The sequence below is a fragment of the Candidatus Bathyarchaeota archaeon genome (assembly GCA_023131225.1).
Lineage (GTDB): Archaea > Thermoproteota > Bathyarchaeia > Bathyarchaeales > SOJC01 > JAGLZW01.
Genome location: JAGLZW010000007.1, coordinates 1 through 13,853, shown reverse-complemented (window position 1 = coordinate 13,853; position 13,853 = coordinate 1). Strand labels below are relative to the sequence as shown.

15 protein-coding genes, 3 tRNA genes and 1 pseudogene are annotated in these 13,853 nt (G+C 42.8%); 12 read left to right on the top strand and 7 right to left on the bottom strand.

What is annotated here, in order from left to right:
* The first annotated feature begins 32 nt into the window (after window positions 1–32).
* The 3 genes and pseudogenes from KAU88_01500 (at window position 33) to KAU88_01490 (ending at window position 2,123) form a co-directional block, all read left to right on the top strand.
* A pseudogene (locus KAU88_01500) lies at window positions 33–1,284 on the top strand (RuvB-like helicase).
* Window positions 1,285–1,377: 93 nt separating this feature from the next.
* Window positions 1,378–1,695, top strand: a complete 318-nt coding sequence (locus tag KAU88_01495; protein MCK4477186.1) for a hypothetical protein — start codon at window positions 1,378–1,380, stop codon at window positions 1,693–1,695.
* A gap of 209 nt (window positions 1,696–1,904) precedes the next feature.
* Entirely contained in the window at window positions 1,905–2,123 is a 219-nt protein-coding gene (locus tag KAU88_01490; GenBank protein MCK4477185.1) for a hypothetical protein, read from the top strand.
* 18 nt (window positions 2,124–2,141) lie between these two features.
* Here KAU88_01490 and KAU88_01485 read toward each other — a convergent pair whose 3' ends face one another.
* Window positions 2,142–2,303, bottom strand: a complete 162-nt coding sequence (locus tag KAU88_01485; GenBank protein MCK4477184.1) for a hypothetical protein — start codon at window positions 2,301–2,303, stop codon at window positions 2,142–2,144.
* 76 nt (window positions 2,304–2,379) lie between these two features.
* The gene (thiL, locus tag KAU88_01480; protein MCK4477183.1) at window positions 2,380–3,381 is read right to left on the bottom strand and encodes a thiamine-phosphate kinase; all 1,002 of its coding nucleotides are present in this window, start codon (window positions 3,379–3,381) and stop codon (window positions 2,380–2,382) included.
* A gap of 92 nt (window positions 3,382–3,473) precedes the next feature.
* Here thiL and KAU88_01475 point away from each other — a divergent pair, with 92 nt between their 5' ends.
* The gene (locus tag KAU88_01475; GenBank protein ID MCK4477182.1) at window positions 3,474–4,469 is read left to right on the top strand and encodes a GNAT family N-acetyltransferase; all 996 of its coding nucleotides are present in this window, start codon (window positions 3,474–3,476) and stop codon (window positions 4,467–4,469) included.
* 71 nt (window positions 4,470–4,540) lie between these two features.
* A tRNA-Thr gene (locus KAU88_01470) sits at window positions 4,541–4,617 on the top strand.
* Between the two features lie 169 nt (window positions 4,618–4,786).
* On the opposite strand, the gene KAU88_01465 is transcribed toward KAU88_01470, so the two are convergent.
* Entirely contained in the window at window positions 4,787–5,323 is a 537-nt protein-coding gene (locus tag KAU88_01465) for a hypothetical protein (GenBank protein ID MCK4477181.1), read from the bottom strand.
* Window positions 5,324–5,504: 181 nt separating this feature from the next.
* Between KAU88_01465 and KAU88_01460 the strand changes: the two genes are divergently transcribed.
* Window positions 5,505–5,954, top strand: coding sequence for a C_GCAxxG_C_C family protein (locus KAU88_01460; protein MCK4477180.1), 450 nt, complete (start codon window positions 5,505–5,507; stop codon window positions 5,952–5,954).
* Between the two features lie 3 nt (window positions 5,955–5,957).
* Here the strand turns inward: KAU88_01460 and KAU88_01455 are convergent.
* The 3 genes from KAU88_01455 to KAU88_01445 form a co-directional block, all read right to left on the bottom strand.
* Window positions 5,958–6,030: transfer RNA gene (locus KAU88_01455), tRNA-Thr, on the bottom strand.
* Window positions 6,031–6,147: 117 nt separating this feature from the next.
* A complete protein-coding gene (locus KAU88_01450) occupies window positions 6,148–6,609 on the bottom strand; it encodes an FprA family A-type flavoprotein (protein MCK4477179.1) in 462 nt (153 codons plus the stop codon).
* 27 nt (window positions 6,610–6,636) lie between these two features.
* Window positions 6,637–6,746: transfer RNA gene (locus KAU88_01445), tRNA-Met, on the bottom strand.
* A 138-nt stretch (window positions 6,747–6,884) separates the two neighbouring features.
* On the opposite strand from KAU88_01445, the gene KAU88_01440 reads away from it, so the two are divergent.
* The 5 genes from KAU88_01440 (at window position 6,885) to KAU88_01420 (ending at window position 12,790) form a co-directional block, all read left to right on the top strand.
* Window positions 6,885–7,406 carry a DUF2096 family protein gene (locus KAU88_01440; GenBank protein MCK4477178.1) on the top strand — a complete coding sequence of 174 codons (522 nt, stop codon included), beginning with the start codon at window positions 6,885–6,887 and terminating at the stop codon, window positions 7,404–7,406.
* Window positions 7,407–7,532: 126 nt separating this feature from the next.
* Window positions 7,533–11,081 carry a chromosome segregation protein SMC gene (locus KAU88_01435; GenBank protein ID MCK4477177.1) on the top strand — a complete coding sequence of 1,183 codons (3,549 nt, stop codon included), beginning with the start codon at window positions 7,533–7,535 and terminating at the stop codon, window positions 11,079–11,081.
* Complete coding sequence (locus KAU88_01430; GenBank protein MCK4477176.1) at window positions 11,081–11,773, top strand: hypothetical protein; 693 nt, start codon at window positions 11,081–11,083, stop codon at window positions 11,771–11,773. Before KAU88_01435 ends, KAU88_01430 begins: the two co-directional genes overlap by 1 nt.
* A complete protein-coding gene (locus tag KAU88_01425; GenBank protein MCK4477175.1) occupies window positions 11,745–12,338 on the top strand; it encodes an SMC-Scp complex subunit ScpB in 594 nt (197 codons plus the stop codon). Before KAU88_01430 ends, KAU88_01425 begins: the two co-directional genes overlap by 29 nt.
* Window positions 12,339–12,397: 59 nt before the next feature.
* Window positions 12,398–12,790 carry a 30S ribosomal protein S8e gene (locus KAU88_01420; protein MCK4477174.1) on the top strand — a complete coding sequence of 131 codons (393 nt, stop codon included), beginning with the start codon at window positions 12,398–12,400 and terminating at the stop codon, window positions 12,788–12,790.
* Window positions 12,791–12,926: 136 nt separating this feature from the next.
* Here the strand turns inward: KAU88_01420 and KAU88_01415 are convergent, their stop codons facing one another.
* Window positions 12,927–13,223, bottom strand: a complete 297-nt coding sequence (locus KAU88_01415; GenBank protein ID MCK4477173.1) for a signal recognition particle protein Srp19 — start codon at window positions 13,221–13,223, stop codon at window positions 12,927–12,929.
* Between the two features lie 328 nt (window positions 13,224–13,551).
* Here KAU88_01415 and KAU88_01410 point away from each other — a divergent pair, with 328 nt between their 5' ends.
* Window positions 13,552–13,815 (top strand): H/ACA RNA-protein complex protein Gar1, encoded by a 264-nt coding sequence (locus KAU88_01410; GenBank protein MCK4477172.1) that lies wholly within the window; start codon window positions 13,552–13,554, stop codon window positions 13,813–13,815.
* The last annotated feature ends 38 nt before the right edge of the window (window positions 13,816–13,853 follow it).

Below are 13,853 nucleotides of genomic sequence, written 5' to 3'. Positions count from 1 at the left end.
AGAAGGGCGACGCCATAAGAATTAAAGACGGAATGGTTGGTCAAAAAAGAGGCCGTGAAGCCGCAGGATTAGTTGTTAGAATGATCAAAGATGGTAAACTAAGCGGCAAAACAATCATACTGGCTGGCCCTCCGGGAACAGGCAAGACAGCCATCACTGTAGCGATTTCCAAAGAACTGGTAAAAATGTTCCTTTTATTCAGGTGAGCGGTAGCGAAGTCTATAGTAGCGAACGCAAGAAAACTGAAGTTTTGATGAAAGCTATATGTAAGTGCATTGGTGTTGAAGTTCACGAAATGAGAAAAGTGTACGAAGGTGAAATTGTCAACATCACCATTTCAACTGCGCCGCATCCTTTATAATCCCTATCAGAAAGTTCCAGAGAGCGTCCGCTTGACATTGAAAACGACAGATGAAGAGAAATCCATCGAAGCAGGTGCTTCAATAGCCCAGCAGTTGATTCAACAAAACATCTCAGAAGGCCATGTTGCCCAAATTGATGCAGAGAGTGGACGAGTGGCCAGTTTAGGATTGCGTGGACAGTGCAAAAGGTAAAACTTACGATGTCGACACCAGACAGAAAGTTTCAAGACCAGCTGGCAAGGTTTTAAAAGAGAAAGAGTTTGTCTACACACCAACTCTTGCAAATTTGGACGAACTCAACGCTAGAAGTCGTTCAGGCGGTTTGTTTTCTATGTTTTTCGCAGGTGCTGAATCGAAGGAAATAGATTCAGAAATTCGTGTAGCTGTTGATCAACAGGTGAAAGATTGGGTGGACAAGGGCAAAGCGTTCATTCACCCTGGTGTGCTCTTCATTGACGATTCACATCTGCTGGATTTGGAAGCGTTTAGCTTTTTCGGTAGAGCTATGGAAAGCGAACTTGTTCCGATAATAATACTTGCCACAAATAGGAGAATAGCACGCATTCGCGGGACGGACGTTAAAAGTCCACTCGGATTTCCGATAGATCTCATCGACCGAGCTGTGATAATTGGAACACAGCAGTACGACCAAGAAAGCATTCAAGAAATCCTTCGAATAATATGCGGAGAAGAGAAGATAAAGATGGAAAACGATGCGATTCGGAAACTTACAGAAGTTGGGTCGAAGAGCTCGCTTCGATACGCTGTGGGGCTACTAAGTCTAGCCGCTCAAAGCGCCAAGACCGCAGATCGAGATAAAGTAACCGTGGAAGATGTAGAAAGAGTTGACAAGCCGTTCATGGACATTGGAGAAGCAGCAGAGTATTTGAAGCGATATGAAGAGAAGATGATGACCCATTAGAAAAGAGGCAGTAGAATGAAGAAGAAATCTTGATTAGGGAGAAACAAGACTTTAATTTAAGGGTTCCTTTTTCATAAGGAGGATGTTGAAAGTATGGCTGAAAGAAAACAAAGAAAGAATCTACCCCTTTTGGACTTGGACGAACCTGAACACTTCATATTAACTGAACCTGACACTATAGAAATCGCTTCAGCTTATTCCATCTCCGTCAAATACGACAAAAACGGCAGACCATTAATATGTGTCAAGAAATATGGCGATGTTGACACAAAAGGGCTAAGGAGAGAGATTGAACGAAATTATCCCGGTGCTTCCATTCAAGGTTTGGAAAAACCACAATTGATTGAAATAGAGAATAAACAGAAGAAAAATCTTAGGAAACCTCACGTTAAACACAGCAAAAAAAGATAGGACACATTTTTAGAAGAGTTCTCGCCCGAAATTTGGCGTCCTGACGTGAGATTAAAGTTGAGTGCGTCAATCCTTTTTATAGTTTTCACTTTTACAAACGTAAAGCGACGTATCGAAGAGTCTAACATGTCAAAGACAAAGAATGGATAATTCACGTTTACTGCGACATTCTTAATAAACTCGCATCATAATTATTTGATGTGAAATCGATGTCTAAAAAGAAAGAAGGGGCACTCCATCCACCGCCACTACCAAAAAGACCTGAAAGAAAAGAAAATCTGCGATGGCCTTCACCAACTCCTTTACCCAATTTTCCAACAGAAAATGCAGGACGCATATTGAAGCAAATTCTGAACCGACTGGACGCTATCGAAAAACGCCTAGAAAACATTGAAAAAATAATGACGAAAAGTCAGCAAGCCACCTGAAATATCAAGAAGCGTTCTCTAAGAGACAGTTTCTAGGCTGTAAAATATGCCTCGAGTCTTCCAACATAGTTGCTTTTTCTTTACGACTTGGTCGATTAGCAATCTCACAAAACGGGCATTCTGCGTATCCACTAACGTGCCCGAAAAACTTGGTAGAATCATTGCCAAAGTTAGCTGCAAAATGCGTGCCCCTCATAATGGCTTGTCTGGTTCGTCTCTAGAGAGGAGACTTCCAACGTCACAAGGTTGAGTCAACCTAGTCGCTTCTATTATACTTGAAATGTTCGTACCCTCGCGCCTCTATTTTGATCAGCTTGCCCCTGTGCTTGACAAGTAATGTTTTTTTTGCTGTGGTTTTTCCGATCTTCAAGAGGGTGCCTCCTTGTTGCACAACCGCCTCTTTAGTTCTTCTCCAATGTTCTGGTTTAATGGTGACAATCAACTCGTATTCTTCGCCGCCATAGAAACCTAACTCCATAGGGTCAAGGCTATGCAGCTTAGCAAATCGGTACGTTTCCTGAGCGATGGGTGGGGCGTCGACTACGAACCCAACGTTGCTGGCGCTGCTGATTTCGTGGAGACTCCATGCCAATCCGTCGCTTGAATCTATAGACGCTGTAGTCGCACCTGTTTTCGCTAAAGCCAAGCCTTCTTTGAGCCGTGCGTAAGGCATTAAAACAGCGTCCACAAGCTTCTTCTTGATCTTCTGTGGTGCGGCGAGTCTTTCTTTCAATATTTTAAGACCGGAGGATGTTAAACCGAACAGGCCTGTTGTCGCTACAATATCTTCAGGATTTGCGCCACTTCGCAAGATGAGAGCTTCTTTTCTCGCTAACCCGAAAGCTGCAATACTGATTATAAGACTATGTGTTTCGCTTGTGTCCCCACCTAAAACATAAGTGCCATATTCTCTTGCGCCTGCATTCAATCCTTTTCCAATCTGCCCAATGTCTTTCTTTGTTAGGTTTCGCGGGATGCCTAAAGACACAAGGAGTCCTAAAGGTTTTACGCCTTTTGCAGCAAGGTCACTGATGTTCATGATGACTGCTTTGCGGGCTGCCTGCCAATAACTCATATGGGGTGGGACGTCGGTTTTATCTACAAGCATGTCTGTTTTTAGAACTGCGAGATTGCCATCTCCGTATTCTACAGCTGACACGTCGTCGCCGAAAGGCACTGGCATGTTTGGAGCTTCGTCCAAATTATTCCAGATGGTTTCGATTATTTTGCGTTCGCCAAGCTTCTCTGCTACGCTCAAATTAACAACCTTCTCAGTAGGATTACTATGGTTGGCTTAAATATTAGCAGATATCGACCGTTTTTAATTTTCTCGTTTTTGCAGAGATGGAAATGGTTAAATTTGTGCCTGCGATTTTGCAGTGGGAATTTGGAGGGAAGCAGTTGTTAGAAATTAAGCGGTTTGTTCAGGGAAGAGACGAGGGAGATTGGGTTAGAATATGGAATGCTGCGTACGAGGAATATGACGATATGAGGCAAATAACGGTGGACGAATTTAGGATTGCTGAAAAAGCACCTAGTTTTGATCCTGAAGGGATGTTTATTGCAGAGCTGAATGAGCAGTCAGTTGGGATTATTCATGCCCATGTTGACAAAAAAAGGAGGGAAAAGAAGGGGTTCATAAGATCTTTTGGCATTATTCCTGAGTTTCGAGGTAAAGGCATAGAAGAAAAACTTGCGGAAACTGCTCTGAAGGAGTTAAAGAGTCGGGGGATGATGATTGTTCAAGGGTGGGCTGCCGATAGCAGGGAAGATAGGATTCGCCTTTGGAAGAACCTGGGGTTTAAACTGGTTCGTAAGTTTAGCTTAATGAAAAGCGACTTGGATGAGATTTCTTCAGGTATTGGAGAAAACGAGGAAGTGGTGCTGACAGCGGTCAGAAAAGATTCGGACAAGGATTTGAAAATGCTTAATTGGCTTGGTAATGAATGCTTCAAGGAACACTTTAACTATAGACCTGGCGATGTTGAAGAGACGATTTATTTTCTGCGAAAAGATCCATTTTTTAGGGTTCAAGAATGGTTCTTCGCTAGTCTGGGTGAGGAACACGTGGGGTATATCGGAGTAGGTGTCGATGAGAAGTACAATGTTGAGAGAAATGTGAAAAGTGGGTGGATCATGGATATCGGTGTGTTGAAGCCTGACAGAATACGAGGGATTGGAACTAGATTGATGTTGCAGGGCATGGAGACGCTGAAGGCTAAGGGCATGACTATGGCGATGTTGGGCGTGGACGATTGGAATGTGACGAAGGCGATGAAGTTGTATGAGAAGGTTGGCTTCAAAGTAGCTAAGAAGGATTTGACTTACGAGAGAAACATCGAATAACTATAACCCCTTTTTCCAACAGATTTTCCGAATATTTAAAATGCTGTTTTGCTCAGTCATTTAACACAGATGCCTCGGTGGCTCAGCCTGGTAGAGCAACGGTTTCGTAAACCGTCGGCCGCGGGATCAAAGCCCGCCCGAGGCTCCAAGAGCTATAATGCCGTTCGTACTAATTTCAGAGTCGTCCAGCCTTTTTATTCCTCTACCCAGACGAATTCGATCATTCCGATGCGCCCCGACCATTTTATGGAAGTCAAAGAGAAGAAAAGGCTTGGGAACTTCTGCTTTTTAGAAGGCGTTCCGACATTGTTTCGATTCTAAAGTATGCTTTGTAGATCGGCAAGATAGTTAATAACGTCGACGCAGGTTGCTGCAAGATACGGTCGTTTGCCTAGAGAGATTTTCCTACCGAAACGCAAAATATATTTTTCGTCTTTCTTCGGCAGCCCCACCTGATCGCCCAAAACAAACACAGGATCCTCCCCAAACTCCACATTCCAAATGTCTTCACCTTTCTCCTCGAGAACAAATACGTTCCGCTTTTTCCTCACAAGCCCTTGCAAACTCTCCTTCTCAACAGTTATTCCCTGATGTGAGTCACCAGATAAAACCTTTCTAAGGATTTCCTCCCAAGTCCGCTCATCCGTCCTCACATCCCGAACAACGCGTCCATCCACAGTTAAGCAAAGCGGAGGACAAGGTGGTCCACCCAAGATAACATGAAAGACAACGTTACGCCTTATTGCGCCCGAAGTAAACAAACCCAAAAGCAGACATTGATAAACAACGTCTAACCTACCAGCCTCTCTCAAACTTTTAAAATTACCATCGGTTTTGCCCCGGCGAGAATACAAGATAAACTCTCTCATAACACTCAATAATGACCATTTGAGGGATTTCTAACTTTCCTTTTCATAGCCATTTAGAACCCAACAGAATAAAATAATCAAAGCACTGAAGACGCATATTAGCCAGAAAAGAAACAAATAAACAACTCCCTTAAACATCTCTAAATGCCATAGGAGAAGAACAGTTATGCAACAAAGAAACACTTCCCTCCCTGAAAAAGCAGGGGCATACTTCAAGCAAGGCTACAATTGCGCCCAAAGTGTCCTATTAGCAATGCAAGAATACTATGAACTCAAAAGCGAGCTAATACCAAAAATCGCTACAGCCTTCGGAGGAGGAATCGGAAGATGCGGCTCACTATGTGGAGCACTAACAGGCGCCATAATGGCAATCGGAATAAAACACGGAACCAACCAACCACGCAGAGAAAAACGAGAAAAAGCATACACCCTAGCCCAAAAGTTCCACAATGAATTCGCAAAAGAATGCGGCAGCCCCTATTGTCGAGAACTCATCGGATATGATTTAACTAACCCAGAAGAACTGGAAAAAGCCCGAAAGCTAAACATATTTGACAAAAAATGCTCCCACTTCGTAAAGAAAGCCGTTGAAATACTAATTAACTTAGAAACATAGCGAAGCCCCGAGCGGGAATTGAACCCGCGACCTACAGCTTACAAGGCTGTTGCTCTAGCCACTGAGCTACCGGGGCACATGTGTATACTCCGACAGAACCAACAAACAAACAGCTTAAATATTTTATTAAACACACACGCACATTTCACCTTGTATGCTACAGAGTTATCGGAATACGATTTAACACCGATTATCAAGTCTTCAATTGAGCCGCTATTTTGCTTCCAAACTCTTTGCATCTAGGAAGATCTTCCTCTAGAATCGGCCCCTTCATTCCTTGAATTTTTATTGACAACCCAGGAACCAGCAGTTTAGATTCAGGGACCTTTTCCTTTATTCTTTTCTCCATTTTCTTCACCGCTTTTTCAAGATCTCTCTTAATATATGTGTCAAAAACGGCAAATACCCTTTTCTTTAACGTGAGTTTGCCAAGTCTGTCAATAAACTTCTTGATACTTCTTGTTGGTCCACCGAAATGATTCGGAGAACCAATCAAAATCGCATGGTAATCAAGGATCTTGTCGAGGTCAACCTCTTTGAGCTCACTGAGGGCAACTTCTATTCCTTCAACTTCTCTCATTCCTTCAACGATTTCTTCCGCTACAAGTTTTGTATTACCATACTTCGATTCGTAAATAACGATGACTTTCGCCAACACCTCACCTCCTTTCAGATTCTTTAGTGCCGGGGGCGGGATTCGAACTCGCGACCTCTGGGCTTGGGCTCACAAGGCCCCTTTTCAGCTCTCCAGATTATGAGTCTGGCGCCCAAACCAGGCTAGGCTACCCCGGCTCAACCAGTCTTTTTTACAAGCCACAATAAAGCCTTTCCGAAACAAAACAGCCTCTTTTCAATAAAAACTTATCTAAACAACCATCACTCTTAACCTCTATCAGAAACTCACACAAAATAACGCAGGAGAAAACATCTATGGGCTATGAACAATGGTGGAAAACCTTAGAAAACCTAATAACCGAACTTCGAAAAAAACAGGTAACAATCTCCACAGAAGTCATGACCTCTCTACGATCTGCAAAAATCACGATAAACATCTACAAGGCAGACCCATCACGTTTAGAATCTATTCCTGTCATAGAGAACTACTTAATGACTGTCGAATCCAATCTCATAAACATGGCAAAAGAGAGATTTGGCCAAGCCTTCATGGAGCGTTGGATTAAGAAGCTGGAAAAAGCTAGAAGAGAAGAAAACCTAAAAGCTGAAACGGCGACTTCACGGTTTATTCCAGGACTTCCAAAAGGTAAGCATTGGATAAGAGTTTCAACTTCCGACGACATCCTTAAAGAAAACGTTGAAAAGTTGGCTGGCGAATTAGGGCTTTCCTGCAAGATGCAAAAAGACGGTTACGTATTAGTGTATGGCAGCAAGGAAGATGTGAAGGATTTTGTCAAAAAAATGGCGAAGGAATGCCGAGGAACAAGGAAAAGTTAGACGCCTTTGTTTAAAAAACTGTTAAACGTTAGATTAAGTTATTTATAGAAGAATTCTATAGAAGAAGCTGTAAAGCCAATAGACTGGCTGGCGAAAGCCGGAAAACCGTGGAGCGACCTCAGAAAGATGCCCTACGTGAAAAAAATCGAATTAAGAGGCTTCAAATCTTTTGGGCCAAAAACAGTAACTGTCACCTTAGACAAAGGCTTCACAGCCGTAACAGGACCAAACGGCAGCGGCAAAACAAACATCGTGGACGCTATTCTCTTTGTCTTAGGTGAACTCAGCGCAAGGAGAATGCGCGCCGAAAACCTGGCTAAATTAATATTCCACGGTTCACCAGATGCGGGATTAGGAAAAGCAAAGTCGGCTAAGGTTGTGCTCCAATTTGATAACAAAGATGGGCGCATACCTGTAGACACCAACACTGTGACGATATCTAGAGAAGTTTTCAGAAACGGGCAGTGCGTCTACCGACTTAATGGGCGAAGAATTTCGAGAACAAACATTAATAACATGCTTTCCATGGCAGGGATCACATCTACTGGCCACAACATAATATTACAAGGCACAATTAACCGCATGACAGACATTTCTTCAAAAGACCGCCGGAAGATTCTTGAAGACATGGTGGGCATCGCCCAGTACGATTCTGAGAAAGCAGAAGCAGAAGAAAAACTGCAAGTAGCTGAAATTTCAGTTCGAACTGCCATGGGAAGAATCGACGAAGTGCAGAAACGAGTTGATGACCTTGAAAGAGAAAGAAACGGGCTACTTCGGTATAACTTCATACAAAACGAAATAAAACGATTTGAAGCAATGAAGCTTTCTCACCAAGTCACAATCATAGAAGAGAAAGGAACGGATATCTCTTCAAAACTTGAAGAAGCTCAACGCATAGTTGAAAACCTAGGCCAAGTCCGCGACAAAATGCGGGATAACCGCCATTCCATTGAACGCGAGTGGAGAAGGCTCAGCTCGGATATGGTGGAGGAAGGCGGTACACGGGTTCTTGAAGTTCAAATTAAAATAGGAGATTTGAAATCAAGACTAACTGAACTTTCAACAAAGACAAGTGCAGGCACAACCACTCTTGAAGGTTTAAGGAAAGTCAGAGAAAACAATATCCAACAGCTTGATTCGATGCGAATGGAGATAAGTGAAAATCGCAAAAGAATGCAACAGCTAAAAAGAAAACGAGAGCAACTGTTAAAGGACTTCGACGCCAAACAAGCTGAACATGATATTCTCACTAGCGAGACTACACAACTCTGGGGAGATATTGGAGAAAACAGTAAAGAAATCCGGGAAACCGAACGGCAACTTGACAGACTTTACCAAGAACTCGCTGACTTGAAGGCTGACTATGCTCAAGGGCAAACATCTAAAAGAATTTTGCTCCACAGACTAAACGACCTAAAAACTCGAAAGGAAAGGTTCGCCGTCACTCTGGAAGAACTAGAAAAATCTTTTGGCGACTTGAAAGAAGTTCAAAAAGAACAGAAAACACGGCTGAACAATTTGCAAAAGTCGCTTGAACGTAGAATCATACAGAAAGAGGCAGTTGAACGAGAAATCGATGAAGCAGGAGAAATTGCAGGCACCGCACGCGAAGCAGTTGTCGAGTTTGCAACCCAACGGGAACTTGCCGAAGCAGTCGCTGCAGAAGAAAACGCCTTGAGAAACATTGAAGAATTAGGCGAACTCGGGGTCATCTCAGGCGTTTATGGACGTCTTAAAAATTTGATTAAAATTGAAGGGCGCCACAAACAAGCTTTAGAAGCGGCTGGAGCAGGTTGGCTAGATGCTATAGTGGTGCGTGATTTCGAAGCCGCATTTATGTGTGCTGAAACATTGAGACGTCTAAAACTTGGTAGGATTAGAATCATTCCGATAAAGGGGCTGACAAGGAAAGTTGCGAGTCCGCGAGAATTAAGGAATGTTGAGGGATTGGCAACGGCCTTTGTGAAGTGTGCAAGAGAACATGAGCCAGCAGTTGATTTCGTTTTTGGCGATACGGTCGTTGCAAGGAACGATAAGACAGCATTGGGTGTATGTCGAAAAGGATACAGAAGTGTAACGACAAACGGAGACGTTTACGAAGTTGGGGGAGGGTTAGAAAGCGGCTTTTTCCGTGAACCCATCGATTTCTCTGCAATAATTCCCAGCGAAACCGCTATTAAAAGCCTAGATGAAGCCGTGAGAGCCCTTAAAGAACACTTAGCAAGAAGAGGAAAAGACGTTTCATTCCTCGAAGAGGAGATAGAGCGAACTCGAAGCGAGATAACAGGATTATCTGAAGCCATCGGCACCCTCGATGCTGAAGTAGCTAGAGTTAAAAAAAGCACTAAAGTCACAAAACGAAACATCCGACGAATAGGCTTTTACATTCAAGGCGTTCAAACAAAGCTGGAAAAAGAAAAAACGGAAATCGGGCTTCAAAAGGCTCAGCGACATGCAATTCGAAAAGACATGCAAAAACTGCGCACCAAATTGGCTGAATTAAGACGCAAAACTGATCCCACACACATACAGAAGCTAGAAATCCAAAGGGATAGATTAGCCGAGAACCTCATTATGCTTAGACAAAACTTAGGTAGTGTCAAAACAGAATTCTCAACTTTGCAATCAAAATATGACAACGTTCTAAGGCTAAGCTACCGAAACGTCAAAGTTCAGCTTAAAAAGGTAGAAAAACAGCTCGCAGTTGTGGAAAAAGAAATTGATGAGGCACTACAAGAAAAAGAACAATTGAAAGAGGAACTTCTCAAGCTCGAAAAATCTAGAGAAGAACTTTCTCGCACTGTCCTAAGCGCAAGAGAAGAAGCAAAGAAGTTCACCGCTCAAATAGACGACATCGATAAAGAACTCAAAAAGATAGATGCTGAATACGAGCGTGCAGACCGTTTGCGCAATCAGCTTCAACTTTCACATCAAACATTACAACTTCAGGCGGACGGTTTTAGACGACAGTTAAGAGAATTCGGCTATGAAAAAATAATATCAATAACTCCTAGGCAGCTTGAAGAAGCTGAAACTTCTCTTAGAATGATGGAATTTGAAGTTGAACGGCTAGGAGCAGTCAACCAGCTCGCTCTTTCTCATTATGCTGAACAAATATCCCGCTATAAGGAACTGTCACTACGCATGAACGAGCTGGAACGCGAAAAGCAATCCATAATAGCCTTCATGAACGAAGTAGAACGCAAGAAACGCGCGGTCTTCATGGAGGCTTTTGAAAAAATAAATAAAAACTTGAGGAGATACTTCTTAAAAGTAACAGATGGGGGTAATGCACAGCTAAAGCTAGTGAACCCTGAAGACCCGTTCTCCGGAGGCATCGACATGATAGTTCAGTTTCCAGGCAAACAACCCTTACTCGTAAGCGGAGCCAGCGGTGGAGAAAGATCGGTTTCGGCAGTTGCATTTTTATTGGCCATACAAGAGCTTACGCCAGCCGCATTTTACATCCTTGACGAAGTTGACGCTCACTTAGATGCCTTGCATGTTGCAAAACTAGGAGAGCTTTTAGCAGAAGAGGCAGACAAATCTCAATTCATAGTAGTCACGTTGAAGCCTGAGATGGTTAACAAAGCTCAAAAAATCTACGGAGTTTACGAACGCAATGGAGTCTCCAACGTGGTTTCCACCATGTTCACGGAGGCCAAATCCTAGTGACTATGAAAAAACCCTTCTATCTGCAACCCCCATGGAACATTCTCTTTGAAATCCACAAACTGGAAAAGGTGAAGCCTTGGAACGTTAATATATCTTTCCTGCTGACGTCTTTCTTGGATGAAATGCAGAAGCGGGGCGAGGTTGACTTCCGCGCGTCGGGCGTGGCTTTAGACTCTTCTGCTTTCATATATTTAATGAAGTCAAAGCTTCTGCTAAAACTTGAGGAACCACCTGCTCCACCTAAACTCCCACCAGACTTCATACCACCACCAATTTTTCTTCCAATACGGTACGAATTAACCTCTACTACGATTGAACAATTGCTTGAGGCTTTAGACTCGGTTTTGAAAGGCGAAAAACTACTACCATTGAAGCCCCGTCCAGGACCAATTCTACCCCTGCCAACGGATATTCTGCCTGAAATCGACCATTATCTAATGGAAATCGAAAACTTGATGGAAAAACTATATACCAACATGCTTTGCCTCTCCAAAGGAAAACCGTTCTTAAACTTCAAGAAACTCATATTAAAAATGGATAGGGTTGAAGCAATTCGCACCTTTATTCTTCTTCTCTTTCTAGCTCAAAGGCGAAAAATATGGCTCTGGCAGGAAGAAGAGTTTGGTGAAATCTACATCTCTGTGAAGGGAGACGCTGTTGTTGAAGGAAGTGGAGCAAGCATCGCCTGAGACAACATCGCCAGAAATAAACAGGCAGAAACAGCGCCTAGCATTAATAGAGGCGGCATTGTACGTCGCCGGAAGACCGTTAGACTTGAAAACTTTAGCCTCTGTAGTTAGGACACGTTCAAAAAATCTGGTTCAACAACTTGCATGCACCCTTAAACAAGAATATGACAATCGAAATATGAGTTTGGAAATATTAGAGTTGATGGATGAACGCTTCGTCATGCAACTAAGACCAGAATACTCTCCGCGCGTGCAAAGACTGGCTATGCGCCCCCTTCTGACAGTTGGCCCGTTAAAAACACTTTCATACATTGCCTATAGACAGCCAGTCCCCCAAAAACAAGTACTAAACGTCCGTGGCCACCATGTGTATAGCCACCTGAAGCAGTTAGAGGACTTTGGGCTAATTACACGAGAACCTGTAGGTCGAACAAAAGTTATACGAACGACCCAATTTTTCGCAGACTATTTTGGCCTAAGCCACGACCTACGCGCCATGAAACGCCAACTCAAAAAGATTTTTGGATCCGCCGAACCCGAATCCAAAGGAAAAGAAGAGAAATAGCGCTAAGCTTATATGTTAAATTTCGGTAGTCTCATGAAGTTCCACTGGAGATATTAGCGTTGTCTGTTTGGCACGGAGATTCACACAAAAAGAAACTTTCAGGCGGTCGCAAACGCGCCCATCGCAAAAAACGCCGCTTCGAACGAGGTTCTTTCCCAGTAGAAACTAGGCTGAGCGAAAGAAAACTAAAAACAGTTCGCCGACGAGGCGGTAACATAAAAACACGAGCCTTCAGAGAAAAACAAGCAAGCATTTCCATTCCAGCAACAGGAAAAACAGAAAAAACAGAGATCCTGCGAGTGGTGAAAAACCCAGCTAACATAGACTATGACAGACGCGGTGTAATCACAAAAGGAACAATAATAGAGACAAAGTTAGGACTTGCACGTGTAACTTCACGTCCTGGGCAACACGGATTAATAAACGCCATTTTGATTCCAGAAAAACAATAGTCTTGGACAAGCTTTTTCTTATCACCCAGCACGCTTTGGATAACACTATGGCTTCTATGGAAAAGAAAGGCTACTACACACGCGCATTTCTGATGGGAAAGAGTCTTTGTAGTTCGCACCAAAAAAGTAAGAGATCCTATTCTCTTGTTTGCTGACGGATGGCTGCTATTTCCTTAGCCATTTTCATTAAAGTTTGCATTTTTGTCTCTCTTTTCTGCACCATTATCCGTCCAGTTTTTCGCCAATGAATCGTTGGGTAGGTGGCATTCGTTTTGACTTCCGGCTTCAATTCTAAATGTTCTGCCGCTTTTTGAATTTCTGCCAAGTTTGGGTTTGGCACTGCAATATTCTTTGGCACCCTTCGTCCTTCCTTCCTCGTCTTAGACGAGTCGAAATAGACTGGCCAAAGAATTATCTTCTTCTGCTTTTGCACATTTTTCCCTCTTTTAACATCAACATTTATTTTGCTCTTCTGTATTTCTATTTTCTTGCCGGATGATGAAAAGGTATTTGTTTGACTCGATGATATATCAGAGTTACACAGACGGCAACTCACAAAACTCATAGATGCTTTCTACAATTTGAGTCTAAAGCTGATGAAACTAATAGTTTGTTTGTTAGATAACGATTTTTTGCTTCTTATTTGGTGTTTTCCGCTTTTTTTGGGGATGTTTTTGTACTTTTAAGTTTTTCGGTCGCACAAGGTTTAAATAAGGCGAAGTTTTTGAGTCTTTTGTCCTTTTGTGATGGGATCTGGGAATTTGCAGCATTTAGGTCGTGTGCTTCACGTAAGTGTAAGTCGGAATTTAATTCTAAAGGCAAAACTTCAGCCGAAAATCGGCGACAAAGTTGTAGATGAAAACCTAAGATATATTGGTTCTGTTTTCGATGTTTTCGGTCCTGTTTCCTCACCTTACGTTTCAGTAAAACCTATAATAACAGAGCCGCAACGCTTGATTAAAAGTACACTTTACACGATTCCCTCAACAGCAAGGAGAAAGGAGAAGAGAAAGTATGCAAGATAAAGGAAGCTCTACGATTACTTCTGCTTCCACTCAGCCAG

Excerpts from the sequence above, each read along its gene's own strand:
- KAU88_01495 (MCK4477186.1), top strand. The coding sequence starts at position 1,378 with ATGGCTGAAAGAAAACAAAGAAAGAATCTACCCCTTTTGGACTTGGAC.
- KAU88_01490 (MCK4477185.1), top strand. The coding sequence starts at position 1,905 with ATGTCTAAAAAGAAAGAAGGGGCACTCCATCCACCGCCACTACCAAAA.
- KAU88_01475 (MCK4477182.1), top strand. The coding sequence starts at position 3,474 with ATGGTTAAATTTGTGCCTGCGATTTTGCAGTGGGAATTTGGAGGGAAG.
- KAU88_01460 (MCK4477180.1), top strand. The coding sequence starts at position 5,505 with ATGCAACAAAGAAACACTTCCCTCCCTGAAAAAGCAGGGGCATACTTC.
- KAU88_01440 (MCK4477178.1), top strand. The coding sequence starts at position 6,885 with ATGGGCTATGAACAATGGTGGAAAACCTTAGAAAACCTAATAACCGAA.
- KAU88_01435 (MCK4477177.1), top strand. The coding sequence starts at position 7,533 with ATGCCCTACGTGAAAAAAATCGAATTAAGAGGCTTCAAATCTTTTGGG.